Genomic DNA, 15774 nt, shown 5'->3' with positions numbered 1-15774 from the left:
TGACTAACTCAGAACTCCAACATTTTGCGGCACATAGTTTTGCCCAGGGGCAATGATCTGCCGATAACACGTTAGATGCTGATCAAAAACATTAAAAATCGATAGTTTTTCTTGAAGTCGTTGGATTGCAAATTCTTCAGGTTGCCGTTTTTGTGATAAAAGTTGCTGGATTTTTTCAGCTAAAACTGTTGGTGTATAGGGATGAAAAATTTCAATTGCATGTGCTTCAAGGCGGTTATATTCGCTAATCTGAGGCAAATTCGATGCCAGAATCGGACAGCCAACAGAAATCCAGGTTGAGAGAGAACCTGATGCTGAAAATCTTGAAAACGGACAAATTGCTAAATCCGTTGCTAGTAGATAAAGCTCTAATTCTGCTTCACTTAGATAGCCTGTAATTTTTAGGCGATCGCCTACCCCTTGACGTTGAGCATATTCCACAAGTTCGTTGACAAACGTATCGTAGGTGCTAGAGCTAGAACCCCCAGCAAAGATAACTTTTACGTTTTGAGGTAAATGGGGCAAAGCTTCGACTAAAATTTGATGACCTTTAGGAGGATAGATAAATCCAAGCAACGTCACAACCTGTACGTTTTCTAATGCCAGTAACTGGCGTGCTTCACGAGGGCTAGTTGAAATCGAACGCGTTTCGACAAAGTGAGGAATAACTCTTAATTGATGTGGATCAATGCGATCGCTTAAGCGATTAGCTTCCGCTTCCGTGCAGACCAAAACTAAGCTCGCCTGTTTTCTAATTTCACGTAAGGCGATCGCATCTGCACCCCACAAATCTTCGACCAGATTTTGAAAAAATTTTATCCCTCTTGTCACAAGTGAACGTTTCGGTGTTGCGGTTGGAACAAGAACACTGTCCTCTGTCGTGTAGTTCTTGGCTAAAGCTTGAGGCTCCGACTGCTCTACCTTATTGCTTTTACTCGATAGGGTAGCAGATGGGCGTTTGGGTAAAATAAACTTGAGGATCTTGGTAAAACGGGAAGGGGAATAAAAAACATCGTGGAGCGTTACCACCAGTGGAGATGAGCAATGACGCATAAACATGCGTAAGTAGTCCAGTTGTAACCGACCGCCACCCCAGCTTAATTTATTGAACTTGTTGAACTGAAAGTGAATCACGTCTGCGTCAGAGAGTTGACGTGCCGCCTGCATCAACATCTGCTGATTTAAAGCTTTGTCGTCGGTTAAAGTGACATGCGCCTCAATAACAACTAATTCGGAGCGTTTTTGCGCTTCATCTGCCAGTAAACGTCCATACCGGCAAACACCATGTTCAGGTGGGCCCATATGGAGATATCCGACTTTTAGGCTGGTTTTCTGCTCAAGCATCGTGGGTAGAGAGAAATGGGTCTTCACGGTCAACCGATACCATAGTCATCAGACTGTGTTACTTCAATTTTGTTCACGCCACATCTATGGAGGGGCATCGTACGAGCATCGCGTACATGCAAGTATTAGGTGTCAGGCATCATGGAGAACGGCAATATCTTTAGACCACTTCTGAATTAGGCTCTGGCGTTCTTGATCTGTATAAAAATGCTGTGCCAGCTTTGATGCATAAATCTTTTCGCAAGCAGCTCTAGGAACGACAAGATGTTCTTTCACATATTGGTAGGCAGCAGAATACTTCTTATCTATCCCAACATTTTCTGAGAGTAATTGAACAGGGCGATCGCAACCTAAAAATTGAGTTAAAGCTTCACTCCCACAGTGGTTTAAATCTTCGAGTCGGATAATTAGGACATCTGCATGATCATGATGAATAATGCCATATCCACGATTGAGCCGAAACGGATATTGGTAAATATCGATGTCGAAGACTGTTTTTAATTCTTGGTTAAACCACTGACAAACATAGCTGGAATTTTCATCGAAGTTCTCAAATTTGTGAAGCAATACAGCAATTGCATCCTCTAATTTGACATGACCATTTTCATCAATTAAATCCGCTTGCCGCTTTTCCATATTTTGGAATAAAGCTGAGACCATGACAGCAATTGGCTCACGTATCAGGGTAATAATTTTCCAATCAATCCCTTGAACTCCGCCATACCTATCGATTTTTTGACGGAGCGTTTTACTTAGCTTAATATCATCTGAAAGCTCCGGATTGCGGAAGGTTTTGTGAGTCGCTTCTGCCTCTTGAATACCCTCGTGAGAGAGTCGATGAATTTGATAAATCGGTTTTCTTAACTTGAGCGGCTTTAAAGATGTTGCTACGGTAGAAGATCCTACTTTTCCCATCTGATAAATCAGGATAGGAGGCGTTTTCCTGAAATCACGAATATGAACGTTCCATCTTCGCAACATATGTTTGATCTTTTGCTCCCTTTTAGAAAAAGGAACGAATGTTCTGAATAGTTTTTTGATCATCATGACTTTCTCCAGGTATTGACGTGGTGACGAATACGTCTTGAAATATGTTGAATGCGTCGCTGTATCGCCAAGGATGTTGCTTTAGCCGGAAGGGTGATAGATGGGGTATCGGTAGAATAGTGAAAGTGCCGCATTTCAAACCAGGTCACTGCTTCAATTGCCGCAACATCGGCGGCTGAAAGATCTGTTTTCCAGCGATGTAATGAGGTGTGACTGACTGGATGAATGGCATTAGCTTTCCAGGGTTCTCGTGTCACATTAACTCGCTGAGAATGGTGTTGGTAATACGCCAACATTGCAGGCGTAAATTCTAAATTTAAGAACGTACAGAGCGATCGCAAATGAGCTTCAGGTTCTAAAACCAACTGTTCATAGTGCAGCGTCAATAAAGCAGAGTGCACTGATATTGGGCTGTACCGTGCCGCAGACACGTAATATCGCCACATTTCAGCGTCTCCAGCAATACTGCCTGTAGACCAGGGAACGGTGCGCCAGGAATTAACAACGGCTCTGGGATCACGCACAATATGTACAAACCGGGCATCCGGAAAAAACTGCTGGAGGGTAGTCAGATGTAATACATGGTTGGGTGTTTTTTCGCCAACAATACTAACTCCTTGCTTATGCGCAAATTGCTCCAGTAGCAAATGAAATAAGTTAGGAAATGTCCTCTCTTGCTGCCAAGCCCGTTCAGAAAAATGTTGTGGATCTAAGCCCATTTCATTAAATTCCGGCAGAGCAATCAAGTCAGCCAGTAACCGCCGATAATTTTCATCCTTGGCTAAATCCAGGTAGCGATCGCGTCGTAGCCAAAAAAGCCGGATAAAGTGAGTTTCAGGGGCGATCGCTACAGATGGATGTGCATCTAACATTTGCTGGAGTAACGTTGTTCCAGAACGAGGACAGCCAACCAAAAAAATCGGAGCTTCGATATGTGCTGGCATAATTTCATTGACGGCTTGAACGTGGATCAAATGACTGACACAGTTTGATCAATTAAAGTATTGAGGAATATCTATTTCAGAAGTTTCCTAAATTACTGATTTTACAAAGTAGGTTCATAACCCAGCTCTAACAAGAATTCTTCAGCCAAGGATTTTGTTCGGTGTCGTTGAAACCAATTTAATTGAGTTTTCCATCGATAGAGCGATTGAGTATCAACAGATTGACGATTGTAAAATGATTGAACACCTTCTCCTTTTTGATCAACAACATCATGGGCTGCTTTGTGTGGCGTTAAAACTTGATCACTCCATTCAATCTCAAGGAAACTAAAAATCCTTTTCATTTCTTCTCTAGGTGAACGAACCAAATCTTCGTATTTAACTGGAAGATAAGTAATATTTAAACTTTGGACATCGTCTTGAAACTTCTTTATCCAGGACGACCACCGAGTTAGGGCATTAATATAGTTATTCTTGACATATTTAGACTGAAGATTGATGGTTTTCCACTGACCTGCTTTAGTTGATAAAGCGACGTCACGACCATCTCGAAAAATATGGATAAACTTGGCATCAGGGAAAAGTTTATACAAAAAGGGAACAGAAATGATATTTTCTGGTGTTTTGTCTGCCCAATAAAATTTACCTTGACTGTGTGCAGAAGTGGACATCACTTCATTAATACTTGAAGCAACTGTTTTATAAATTAGTTCTTCCTCAATGCCTGTAAATCCATTGACTGGACCCCATTTATGATGAACAAGAAATTTAGTTAGGTTTTGAAAATTGATTTGATTTCCAACACCACGACCGGCAAGCCAGGGAGTTTCTGGTCCACACATTATTTGAGGATGAGAATCTATCATCATTCTCAACAGAGTAGTACCCGATCTAGGCACACCTATCAGAAAAATTGGTGCTGGTTTTGGTTGATTATTCATGGTTAAAACCTATCCTACTTACAATCTTCGAAAAATGATTTTGATAGTATGCTCTACATTCTTCAGCGCTAAACATGAGATTGGATAGCTCGTCTTGAATTGTTTGATACTAACTTTTCATTTCTTTAGAACGACTTCTTGATAGCTCCCTGACTTGGTTAAATGTCCCTTTTCTAAGAAATAAACGCAATCACAATGTTCGATGGTTGATAGTCGATGCGCGATGATAATGAGGGTTTTAGTACCTGCCAATGCTCGAATTGAATCACTGACTAAAACCTCAGTTTCAGTATCTAAAGCAGAGGTTGCTTCATCCAGCACTAATATTTCTCTACCGTGATAGATGGCTCTAGCAATGCCAATACGTTGCCGTTGTCCGCCCGATAATCGTACGCCCCGTTCTCCAACGCCTGTTTTGATTCCGTCTGGCAGCTCTTGAATCAAATCGGTCAGTTGAGCAGACTGAATTGCTAATTCAAGCCGCTTGGAATCGATTAAACGGTCAGGCACGCCGAATGCAATATTTCTCTCGATGGTGTCATCAATTAAGAAAATTGATTGAGGAATATAGCCGATTAAGTTCTGCCACGAACGCAGGTCGTTATAAACTGAAATGCCATCGACCTGAATATCACCATTTTGAGGTAAAAGCAGTCCCAAAATGACATCGACAAGCGTTGTTTTACCCGCTCCAGATTTACCAATTAAGGCTATGGACTGTCCTTTTTTAATGGTTAGTGAGATATCTTGGATTGCGTTTTCAGTAATGCCTGGATAGTGGTAACTGACATTCATCAGTTGAATTTGATCTGTGAAGTCTAGGGCAGATTCATTTAAGGAGGAATCTTCTGCTAAAGCATGATTTTTACGCGGTTTTGATGATGCGATCGCTCCATTCAAACCATGTTTTTCAAGTTCCTTCAAATCAAAGTAGAGCATGTCTAAGGTGTAGCTCGCATTTTGCATCTGCCCAAGCGATTGCATAAATTGACTGGCAGAAGGAATAAGACGAATAGCAGAGATAGCAAAGACCCCTAACACCGCATTGAGATCCTGTATATTTCGTTGAAATGATACCTGGTAAATTGAGACAAAAGAAACAATAAAGATAACTAACACTGTTTCAATTAAAATGCGCGGTAGAAGCTGAGAGCTTTGAAATAAGGTAGCTGCCCTTGAAAATTTTGCCCCCTGTAGCTCCATTTGTCTTTCAAAGTAAGATTCACAGCCAATCACTCGCGTTTCTTTAATGCCCCCCAATCCATGATTCAAAACTCGAATCATTTCTTGTTGAGCTTTGGATTTGACTCTGCCCCAACGACTAAATTTCTTCTTGAGTAAGCTGAATACAAAGAAGATAGGAAGTAAAACGCCTAAAATCATAGCTAAAAGGATTAAATCCGTTTGAGCTAGAAGCACTAATAAGGAAAAAACAATGATCAGGCTGGCGATCGCATTGAGTAATTGCAGTAAACAAGCCTGGGTAAATTGATTCGTTTCAATAATCGTATTTTTGATCAGGCTAGCCGTATTACGACTGAGATGAAAAGTATAGGGAACGGTCAGATAAGCATTGAGTAATTTAGCAATGAGTTCTTCTTTTTGAGTAAAGCTGAACTTAAATATATAAGAGCGGGCTAGAAAGTATAGGATAGATTTAATGCAAAATATGATGGCGATCGCCAAACCTAATATTGGAATAAATTGATTACTTTCCTGCAATCCTAAACGCTGATAAAGCCAATCTAAAGGCTGAAATTTATGGATTAACTCTGGCTCAGATGCAAATTTAATAAAAGGACCAATTAAACCAATACCCAGAGCCTCCAAGACCGACGTAAACGAAAAAATTAGCAACAAAAATAGTAGCTTTCGTTTAGCTCCGGTCAATACATACAAGACTTTAGAAAGATACTTAATCATGAGGTTCGCACCATCCAGAGAGAGGTTGAGTAAAATACCAACGGAACGAGTTTTTTGAGCTGGGCAGATGCCCAACTCAAAAAACTGATGAGTCCTATGCCGTTTTTAGCACCGGGGACATAGGCAGATAGCCTAACTGCTCTAGAGTGCTCAGCACTTTTCCAACGCTTTGTTCCAGCGTTTCTTCATGGGTTTTGCATTCAATCTCTGGATGAACGGGTGGTTCATAGGGATCGTCAATTCCTGTGAATTGTTTGATTTCTCCAGCCCTGGCTCGCTTGTACAAGCCTTTAACATCCCGTTGCTCGCAGATGTCTAGAGGCGCACTGACGTATACCTCGACAAAGTTTCCAATGTCCTGCCGGACTTCTTCTCTGATTGTGCGATAAGGAGAAATAGCCGACACCAGTACAATGACCCCATTGCGAGTAAGCAACTTAGCCACAAATCCAATTCGCCGAATATTCTCGTCTCGATCGGCTTTACTAAACCCCAAACCCTTCGTTAAATTTTCGCGAATAATATCGCCATCTAACACTTCCAAACCCAGTTCTCGATTACGCAGTTCTTGCTCAACAGCCTGACAAATTGTTGTCTTTCCGGCTCCACTTAAACCCGTAAACCATACCGTAACGCCACATTGTTTCATGATGTATTAACCTCAAATATTTCTGAGTGAACTCTACTCAAAAAAATCCATTGATATTGACAAAGTCTGGATGCAACCTTTGAGGTATGAACTATTGCTTTATTCGGAATACTCCTTGAAATCCCGGAAAGTTTTGATTCACTTTTTCAGGTTTTAGTTGTTTGATCAAAGTTATTCCGAACACCTAGATAAACACGTTCAGAAGATTTCAAAAGTTCCACAAATCAACTAAAAATGTAGAAGTGTGCTTCATGAACAAAAGATCTCTCGTGAGGATGATTTTTCTAAATACAGTGTGTGCAAATAGTTAGGTTGAATTAAAGTGGCAAACCCTAAATATAAGGATATAGCGATTTTCAAGGGCATAACGTATACGGTGTTATGAGAGTGTCTCGCGGAGCGCAGTTCTCACATGGCAGTCCTAAAAAAGTAATGATTTTGTGTTGCGCGTGCGTCACCTGCGTAACACAAAATCATTACAAGTAAAGCAGTAACCCAGTATGGCGCTGTGCGGGTTGATTCAGAAACGGTGTTGTGGGATACTTCTTGCCTCACAACACCGTTTCTGCACTTAAGAACTTGCACACGGCTCTAAGCAGTAAACTCAAGCACATCATTATCAACCCAGAAAACTAAAAGAAACCCCAACCGTCTCTGAATGGACGGTTGGGGTTTCTTTTGACTTCTTTGAAAGAGGCTATATTTTGCTCTCAATTAAAAGCAGGTTATCGCATTTTTATAGTTCCTCAGCTTGCCAATCATAAGCCGTAGAAAAAAACAATTAACAGCGGAGTAACAACTGTCAGTACTAAATTAAGGGGTGCTCCAACTCGGAAAAAGTCTAAAAATCGGTAGCCACCAGGACCATAAACCATAGTGTTTGTTTGATAACCGATGGGGGTCATAAAACTATTTGAAGCGGCAAAGGTTACCGCCATAATAAAGGCAAATGGATTGAGTCCCAGTGTCACTGCTACTTTTGCAGCGATGGGTAACAGCAAAACTACTGAGGCACTGTTAGAGAGAATTTCAGTAATTAATGAGGTAATGATGTAAAAGAATAAGATCATCCAGTAACCAGATAATCCACTTCCCACCGAGACTAAAGAGGTTGATAGCCATTCATTCGCACCAGAATTTTCCATGGCAATCCCCAGTGGAATCAGACCGGCAAGCAGAAAAATAATATCCCATCGCACTGAATCATATAATTCACCAGGTTTTAGACAACCTGTCACAATCATCAACAAAACACCGACCAGTGCACTCACCAAAATCGGTAGCCATTCAAACGCAGAGACGATAATGACGCCTAACACAATGGCAAATGCAATCGGTGCCTTATCTCGTCGCAGTGTCTCAATATCCCGTTGCTCCATGACGAGCAAATCTTGACTGGTTTGAAGACCTAAAAAGCTTTCTTTGGGACCCTGTACCAAGAGCAAATCGCCAAACTGCAAAGGAATCTTACCCAGTCGTTCTCTTACTAATTCTTCACCCCGACGAATTGCTAGAACGGTTGCATTGTATCGTTGCCGAAAGCGAAGCTCTTTGAGCGTTGAGCCGGTTAAGTTAGAGTTAGATAAAATCAAAACTTCAGCTACGGTATCTTCACCCGAACTGAGTGAGTCGGCTAGAGCCGAGCCAAATTGCACATCCGGCAAAATCTCAATTTCTCGCTCATCTTTAATTTTTAGCAGTTCTTCGCGTCCACCCCGAACTAATAAAATATCCCCTGCTTGCAGCACTTTATCGGCTAACGGTTGGGGGAAATGCACATCATTGCGAATCAGTTCAAGGACGTCAATATCAAACTTTCGTTGTAATTGGGTTGAACGGAGCGATTGCCCAATCAATTTTGCGCCAGGTGTGATCACAATTTCACTAACGTAATCTTTCAAACCATAGGCTTGACTGACGCCATCATTGATCAAACCTTTGCGATCGGGAAGCAATCGAGGTGCTACAAAGGTCAGATACACTAGCCCGATGACGAATGTACTCAATCCTAAGGCGGTAAATTCAAAAAGGCTGAATCCCCCATATCCCAAGTTTTTAGATAGACCGCTAGCGAGGACGTTGGTGGAAGTACCAATCGTTGTAATCATTCCCCCTAAAACCGTCACAAAAGATAGAGGCATGAGTAATTTTGAAGCCGATATTCCACGTTTTCGGCACCAATCTTCTACGATGGGCATAAACACCGCAACAACAGCAGTGTTATTGATAAAGGCAGTAATAGGACCAACAATTACTCCTAGTGCAAAAATCTGCTGAGATACATTTTTACCGCCCCATCGCTGTAATAATTCACTCATCATTTGAACGGCTCCAGTGCGGTCAATTCCGGCACTGAGTACGAACATCGCTAAGACAGTGATGGTGGCTTCATTGCTAAAACCAGAAATGCCTTCTTGAGGAGAGACCACGCCTAATAACATCAGCATGATCATGACGGCGATCGCTGTAATGTCAGCAGGAACAAGTTCGGCAACAAATAAAATAAGTGCGACTACAACAATGCCTAGAGTGATAAAAATTGACGGCATACCGAAGCAACCCTAGAGAGTTTTAAGTAAACACTGAACAACGTCTAACGATTTTTGGGTAATTTCTAACAGTTCTGCTAAATATTAGCCACAATCTACGGAAGGAAACTGTACTTTGACTCAGTCTTCATTATTTTTTCATACAGAGTCAAAACTGACACTCAATTCGTAAATTTTGGATAAATATCTACGATAAAATCCTAGATTTTCCAGTTATATCTACGTAAACCTTAGGTTTTGTATGTATTTAATTGTACTTTTCACCAATACTGGATCACGCAAAATCATCCTTGAGGGGGTTGAAAAATACTTGTTGAACAACAGATAAGGTGATGTAGAGTAGAATCTCCACTAAAAAACTGGGATTTCGATCGCAATTCTCTACTCTGACCGATTAATTCGCTGATCCCGACCCAGACCTTAGCTAAAGATCATGAATTTAATAACCCGTAAATCGTAAATATGTGTGGAAGCGCGGCTCCGCCGCGCTTCCACACATATATCTTCTGGGGTTTATAGCAATTCTCCCTGGGTGAAGTACATGTTATTAAGTGGGAGCCTCGCTGCGCGAGGCTCCCACTTAGGATCACAATTAATTAAAACCCGGACGTTTATTTTTGTCAGCGCGGCGTCGCCGCGCTGACAAAAATGAATCTTCGGTTTGATTAAATCCACGATCCTTAATAAACACAACCCATCCAGTGCTGTCTCAACATTCAAACGCAAAATGAGAAGAAGGACTTTAAACTTTGGAGATTTCGAAGACCTCCAGAGAGCGCCATCAGAAATCGCTACCCTAGTGTTGCAAACACGAAATTTTGCAACATGGGGGTTTGGGGGCTGCGCCCCCAAGAGGGGGTTTTACCCCCTCCATCCCCTCTAAAACTTTTAAGTTGGTGTACTAGTTTCCTAGATTGCCAATCCGATCGAAGATGCCTAGTAAAGACCCCAACGGTCCTAAAGCACGACCTAAGACTCTAAAAAATGAGCTGTCTCCGCGTTCTGGCACAATGACAACATCACCTTCTTGTACCTGAACGGCATCATTTAAGTCCCTGAGATCGAGCTGTTGGTTAGAAATCGTGCCGTCTTCGTTGAGACGAATCAGTTCAACCCGACTGAGCCTGGCGTCTTCAGTGGGTCCCCCTGCGATCGCCACGGCACTCGAAATAGAGCTATCTGGCGAAACCTGCACCTCACCCGGACGAGTTACCTGACCCACAACCCGAACACGAATGGTTTGGGGTGCCAGACTGGACCGGGCGAGTAAGCGCCGATCAAAGTCTTCGCCCTCGGGTAGACGATGCACAAAAATAGAATCGCCATCTTGCAACACCAGATCTTCCGGTGCATTGGCAGACCAGACTGCATCCCATAAATCAACCGTTACCGTCCTCGATTCACCCCCCGGTAGGGTGCGCCGAACTTCAATCTGACGAATATTGGCATGGGAGGTTACACCACCAGCCTCGACCAATGCTGAACTAATCCGGGGTGCACCTTCTAGAGCCGGTTGGGCGGTAGTACCACTGCTGCCGCCACCTGTGGCACTGGTCACACTTCGCAGTTGCAGGGGACCGGGGCGCTGCACTTCGCCAGTGACATTCACAATCACGGGACGCAAGGTATCCATCCGAACGGTAACAACCGGATCAACCAGATAAGGGCGGAGGTTAACCGTTAGCTGTTCTGCAAGGCTATCGGGGGTTTCTCCTGCCGCTTGAACGGTGCCAATGACAGGTAAGATGATGGTGCCATCAGGTAAAACAGTTTGTACACCTGTGTATTCTTCATAGCCAAAGACGGTGACTTCGATGCGATCGCCTGCATTCAAAATATACGCAGGGTATAACGTTTGCGTAGGGTTTTCAGGAACAGCCTGAGCAGGGAAAGAAAACGGCACCGCTAAAGACAAAGCAGCTGTCAAAACAAGCGATCGCGATAGAGTTTTAAATTCATTCAAGTTCGGCATAGGCTACGTTCTCAATCCTACTAAATCATCGTGGAAGACGTATCAGACCTTTGCACCCACCATGCTATTTAATATGGCTCAACACGTCTACAGCATCATTTGATTTATTTCGTTTGGGCGTTCCCTGATCTTTTTGGGTGTAGTAGAAGTAACTATCGGGTTCCCCTTTGGCATTCACCCCATTAACAACCATACCCAACACATTTTGGTTAGACTGATTCAAACAGGTCTGGGCTGCCGCACCGTTGACTGAATCGACCACGCCGGGGCGAACAACCAGCAACACACCATCGGTCATTTTGCCCAAAACAGACGCATCCGCTGTTCCTGACAAAGCAGGCGTATCAAAAATCACGACATCATACTTCTGCGAAACAGCGTTGACAATCGTAGCCATTCTTGCCGAATCAAGCAGAGCTAATGGGTTGGGTGGAATCACCCCCGAAGGCAGAACATGCAACGTGGGTGACACCGTTTTAATCACATCGCTAGCTTTCACTTCACCCACAATCAAATTAGTCAGACCAGCCATATTGGTCAGATTCCAAATGTGATGCTGCATCGGATGACGAATATCGGCATCGACCAATAACACTCGGCGCTTCACCTGAGCGATCGCCATTGCTAAATTAGCAGCAACTTCCGACTTCCCTTCGGCTCGAACAGAACTGGTAATGACAATTGTTTTGAGCTCTTTATCAGAACTGAGGAACTTCAAGTTAGCACGGAGCATATGATAGGCTTCTTGCACTGCCGAGTCCGGGCAATCTCTAGCAAATACTGTAGGAATGCGAGGATCTGAATCATCCGCAGACGCGATCGCTTTTTCTAGCTTACTGACATCGGGAATAATGCCCAGAAGGGTATATTTGAATAGATCTTTAGCTTCCTTGAGCGTTTGCATAGAGCGATCGCCCAGATCTAGCAAAAATGCAGCCAAAATTCCTAAAAAGATACCCACCACCGCACCCGCTGCCAGACCCATCTCCTTACTCGGTGCGATCGCACCGGCGGGTACAACTGCTTCAGAAATAATACTGGCGTTGCCGATGTTTTGATTTTCGGCGACCTGTACTTCCTGTAAACGACTTAATAACGTTTCATACGTTGTTTGGGCAGCGGTTAATTGTCGTTCGAGTTCGCGCTGCGTTTTTTCTAACCCGGGTAACACTTGACTTCTTTGAACGTAAGCCGATTGAGATTGCGACAGATCATTAATCCGCCGAATTAACCCAACTCGTTGGTTCTCCGTTTGTACAAAGTCTTCGATCAATTTTTGTTTGAGTTCACCGATTTCCAGATCGCCAACCGATACGGATTGATTGGTGCCTAAGACTTGCTGAACCCGCTCTTGCAGCAACTCTTGTAATTCTGTTTGACGACGTTCCAGTTGGGTAATTGTCGGGTGTCTTTCCTGATAACGAGCACGTTCACTCGCCAGTTCAGTCTGTACTTCCTGAAGTTCATGCAAGGCATCTTGAACCCCTGGAGCCTGGTTCAACGTACTGATAGTGAGTGACGTCGCCGTATCCATTCCCACTTGCTGACGCAACTGGGCAGAGCGGGCACTGACATCGGCGAGATCTGCTTGAGCATCAGTGAGTTCTTTATCTAAACTGCTAATTGCTGAAACAGCGGCACTGGCTTCTTCTTGCAACACCAAAATGCCATTTTGTTCTTTAAAGCGGCGCAGGTTGTCTTCTGCTTTGCTCACAGCAGACTCACTGGCTGGCAATTGTTGAAGGATAAATGTTCGGGCGGATGCTGCTTCTGCGCGGTTTCTCAGGACATCATTCTGAATGTAGGCTTTCATCACCTCATTGACCACAGCCGCCGCCAATTCAGGATCGGTCGATTTGTAGTAAAGCTGAATGATATCTGTTCCGGTGATGGTTTTTGTATCCAGACCCGAGGCAATCATTTTAGGGTCAACCAGTTCGCCGTCTTCGTCCCTCAGATCCAGTGTTTTGACCGTGGCTTCGGCTATGGGTAAAGAAACAATGATTTCTGATTGAGTCGCCAGTGGATCGCTATCTCTGGTAAAAGTTTCAGCCTCTCCCAGGTTCGTTTCCAACCCAGTTAAAGAAGAGGTGCGATCGCTCCTAAACAACAGCTTTCCAGTTGCCTGATATACTGGCGTTTGCATGGAGGTATAGAGAGCTGCCAGGGCGACCGTAGCACTAAACACCAATGTTGCAGGAAACCAGCGTCGTTTGAGGACGAGCCAATATTTCTGGAAATCAATTTCCTCAGAATAGTCTTTTAACTCCATGAGGGTTGAGCTTGTGTAAGGGACGATGGGTGATTTTTTAGCGCTGCTGATTTGGAAGATGAATTTGGATCTGAACCCGAAGGGTTTACGTTCAAATTCATCATCAAGCAATGCATTTTTGACGGATGCTGAGCTACTGATGAGCTATAGGCAGCTTTACAGAGATTTACGGATAGTGTCCGGAGGTAAGCCTATTCAAGGCTTTCAGACATAATCGGTAGAGCAGCTTTAAGAAAGCTTTATGAATAAGTGTTGAGAACATTGACGCGAATTTAGCAAGTCAGTTCCCCCGGATCAGTTCTCGTTTGCCTCATTCTCTCCCAAGCACTATGCCCTCACAACCAGGATGATGATGTAGTGAACAGAGCGCTCTGAGACGCTTTCCGGCACAATTAGACGTTTCATAACGGGGTGCAGGGGTGGAACCCCTGCGTGGGGGCGCAGTCCACCCCCCCATGTTGCAAAATTTAGTGTTCGCAACAGTTTGATTGAATTGCCAGGTTAATGCTAATTTGATAGTACATTCGCATTACGACTTAGATTTGCCTGATATGTGACGTCACGACTCTGGTTCTAATGGCAATCATTTCTTCCAAACAACCTGATCCAAATGCTCAGCCAGCGACTCCCAAACCTGCCAAGGGAGAGACGACTGATACCAATCTGCTGCAACCGCAAGTTCAAACCGATGAAGTTGGTAAACCCGAAGAGGGGGTCAGACCGCAACGAATTGCTGACTATGTTGGGCAGAAAGATTTAAAGGACGTATTGGAAATTGCCATTAAAGCAGCACAGGCGCGCAAAGAAACGCTTGACCATTTGTTGCTCTATGGACCGCCCGGTCTAGGGAAAACCACGATGTCCCTGATTTTGGCAGCCGAAATGGGGGTTGATTGCAAAATTACGACGGCTCCGGCATTAGAACGACCCCGCGATATTGTTGGGTTGTTGGTCAATTTGAAGCCGGGGGATGTGCTGTTTATCGATGAAATCCACCGTTTACCCAGAGTCACAGAAGAAATTCTCTATCCAGCGATGGAAGATTTTCGGGTAGATATCACCATTGGCAAGGGGCAAGGTGCCCGAACTCGCAGTCTTCCAATCCATAAATTTACGTTAGTTGGGGCAACCACTCGGGTCGGGGCACTAACATCACCTCTGCGCGATCGCTTTGGATTAGTCCAACGCCTGCGATTTTACGAGTTGGATGAACTCAGCGAAATTATTTTGCGGACAGCTGAAATTCTGAAGACAGCGATTTTGGCAGAGGGTGCGACGGAAATTGCGCGGCGTGCCAGGGGTACCCCCCGGATTGCCAACCGTTTGTTACGGCGAGTCCGAGATTATGTAGAAGTCAAAGCACCCGGTTCCCCGATTACAGAAGCGATCGCCGCTGAAGCCTTAGAACTGTTTAACGTTGACCCCTGCGGATTGGATTGGACAGACCGACGACTGCTTAGCGTCATGATCGAAACCTATGGCGGCGGTCCTGTAGGGTTAGATACCCTGGCAGCCGCAACGGGCGAAGATTCGCAAACCATTGAAGAAGTGTACGAACCGTATCTGATGCAGATCGGCTATTTACAACGTAGCCCTCGCGGACGCATTGCCAACGCAGCAGCCTGGAAACATTTGGGATATCAACCCCCCGATAATCAGCTTCCCTTATTGCATTAAATAAATCTTCCAACGAATTTGATGTAACGATGATCCCCAGCTCATTTTTATGCCTTCTATAATGGAAAGCAGAAGACTTTTTTGTATTGAATCTAACACTCTGCAATACACTCTACGGAAAGACGGCTTCTTGACAATTTGACGGCTGTCTATCGCAGTTTCTTGTGTGTTTTGTGTCGAACATTACCTCTCTAAAAATCAACCCCATTCGATGCATTAAAAATAGCTACAGATCGAAGATTCTCTGCAAAAGTTTAACGTTAACCCAGTTTTATAAAGTGATTCTTCACAATCAAACTTTTGAGTCAAGCTATGATATCAGTACAAGTTTTTATCCACCCATAGAGTTTCATTTCCAGTCCGATTGATTGAGTTCGGTTCATTCAATTTGATCTGAGAAGCAAGATGTATATTCGTCTTGCGACTGAGTGTTTTCTCTGAAATCGGCAAGACTGG

General features: G+C 43.8%; 10 protein-coding genes. 1 reads left to right on the top strand and 9 read right to left on the bottom strand.

Going from position 1 to position 15774, the window contains the following annotated elements; translation table 11 throughout:
- Positions 1–3: 3 nt before the first annotated feature.
- The 9 genes from ACR6Z4_RS05525 to ACR6Z4_RS05485 form a co-directional block, all read right to left on the bottom strand.
- Positions 4–1371 carry a glycosyltransferase family 4 protein gene (locus ACR6Z4_RS05525; RefSeq protein ID WP_479716233.1) on the bottom strand — a complete coding sequence of 456 codons (1368 nt, stop codon included), beginning with the start codon at positions 1369–1371 and terminating at the stop codon, positions 4–6.
- Between the two features lie 105 nt (positions 1372–1476).
- Positions 1477–2391, bottom strand: coding sequence for a putative capsular polysaccharide synthesis family protein (locus ACR6Z4_RS05520; RefSeq protein ID WP_479716232.1), 915 nt, complete (start codon positions 2389–2391; stop codon positions 1477–1479).
- Positions 2388–3335: a sulfotransferase family protein gene (locus ACR6Z4_RS05515; RefSeq protein WP_479716231.1), complete on the bottom strand. Its 948-nt coding sequence runs from the start codon at positions 3333–3335 to the stop codon at positions 2388–2390. Before ACR6Z4_RS05515 ends, ACR6Z4_RS05520 begins: the two co-directional genes overlap by 4 nt.
- A gap of 101 nt (positions 3336–3436) precedes the next feature.
- A complete protein-coding gene (locus tag ACR6Z4_RS05510; protein ID WP_479716230.1) occupies positions 3437–4276 on the bottom strand; it encodes a sulfotransferase family protein in 840 nt (279 codons plus the stop codon).
- Positions 4277–4393: 117 nt separating this feature from the next.
- Positions 4394–6199, bottom strand: a complete 1806-nt coding sequence (locus ACR6Z4_RS05505) for an ABC transporter ATP-binding protein (RefSeq protein ID WP_479716229.1) — start codon at positions 6197–6199, stop codon at positions 4394–4396.
- A gap of 94 nt (positions 6200–6293) precedes the next feature.
- On the bottom strand, positions 6294–6848 hold the full coding sequence (gene cysC / locus ACR6Z4_RS05500; protein ID WP_479716228.1) for an adenylyl-sulfate kinase: 555 nt from the start codon (positions 6846–6848) through the stop codon (positions 6294–6296).
- A 758-nt stretch (positions 6849–7606) separates the two neighbouring features.
- Entirely contained in the window at positions 7607–9397 is a 1791-nt protein-coding gene (locus tag ACR6Z4_RS05495; RefSeq protein WP_479716227.1) for an SLC13 family permease, read from the bottom strand.
- Between the two features lie 901 nt (positions 9398–10298).
- Positions 10299–11369 carry a polysaccharide biosynthesis/export family protein gene (locus ACR6Z4_RS05490; RefSeq protein WP_479716226.1) on the bottom strand — a complete coding sequence of 357 codons (1071 nt, stop codon included), beginning with the start codon at positions 11367–11369 and terminating at the stop codon, positions 10299–10301.
- A gap of 64 nt (positions 11370–11433) precedes the next feature.
- Positions 11434–13641 carry a GumC family protein gene (locus tag ACR6Z4_RS05485; RefSeq protein WP_479716225.1) on the bottom strand — a complete coding sequence of 736 codons (2208 nt, stop codon included), beginning with the start codon at positions 13639–13641 and terminating at the stop codon, positions 11434–11436.
- A gap of 576 nt (positions 13642–14217) precedes the next feature.
- Here ACR6Z4_RS05485 and ruvB point away from each other — a divergent pair.
- Positions 14218–15318, top strand: coding sequence for a Holliday junction branch migration DNA helicase RuvB (gene ruvB / locus ACR6Z4_RS05480; protein ID WP_479716224.1), 1101 nt, complete (start codon positions 14218–14220; stop codon positions 15316–15318).
- Positions 15319–15774 lie beyond the last annotated feature (456 nt).

The organism is Calyptranema fuscum S582 (assembly GCF_055793305.1).
Note: the sequence above shows the minus strand (reverse complement) of the source record. Positions and strands in the feature narration are given on the sequence as shown.

Bases quoted from the DNA above. Each gene is read 5' to 3' on its own strand.
- ACR6Z4_RS05485 (WP_479716225.1), bottom strand. From the start codon at position 13,641: ATGGAGTTAAAAGACTATTCTGAGGAAATTGATTTCCAGAAATATTGG.
- ACR6Z4_RS05520 (WP_479716232.1), bottom strand. From the start codon at position 2,391: ATGATGATCAAAAAACTATTCAGAACATTCGTTCCTTTTTCTAAAAGG.
- ACR6Z4_RS05510 (WP_479716230.1), bottom strand. From the start codon at position 4,276: ATGAATAATCAACCAAAACCAGCACCAATTTTTCTGATAGGTGTGCCT.
- ACR6Z4_RS05515 (WP_479716231.1), bottom strand. From the start codon at position 3,335: ATGCCAGCACATATCGAAGCTCCGATTTTTTTGGTTGGCTGTCCTCGT.
- ACR6Z4_RS05495 (WP_479716227.1), bottom strand. From the start codon at position 9,397: ATGCCGTCAATTTTTATCACTCTAGGCATTGTTGTAGTCGCACTTATT.
- ruvB (WP_479716224.1), top strand. From the start codon at position 14,218: ATGGCAATCATTTCTTCCAAACAACCTGATCCAAATGCTCAGCCAGCG.
- ACR6Z4_RS05505 (WP_479716229.1), bottom strand. From the start codon at position 6,199: ATGATTAAGTATCTTTCTAAAGTCTTGTATGTATTGACCGGAGCTAAA.
- ACR6Z4_RS05490 (WP_479716226.1), bottom strand. From the start codon at position 11,369: ATGCCGAACTTGAATGAATTTAAAACTCTATCGCGATCGCTTGTTTTG.
- cysC (WP_479716228.1), bottom strand. From the start codon at position 6,848: ATGAAACAATGTGGCGTTACGGTATGGTTTACGGGTTTAAGTGGAGCC.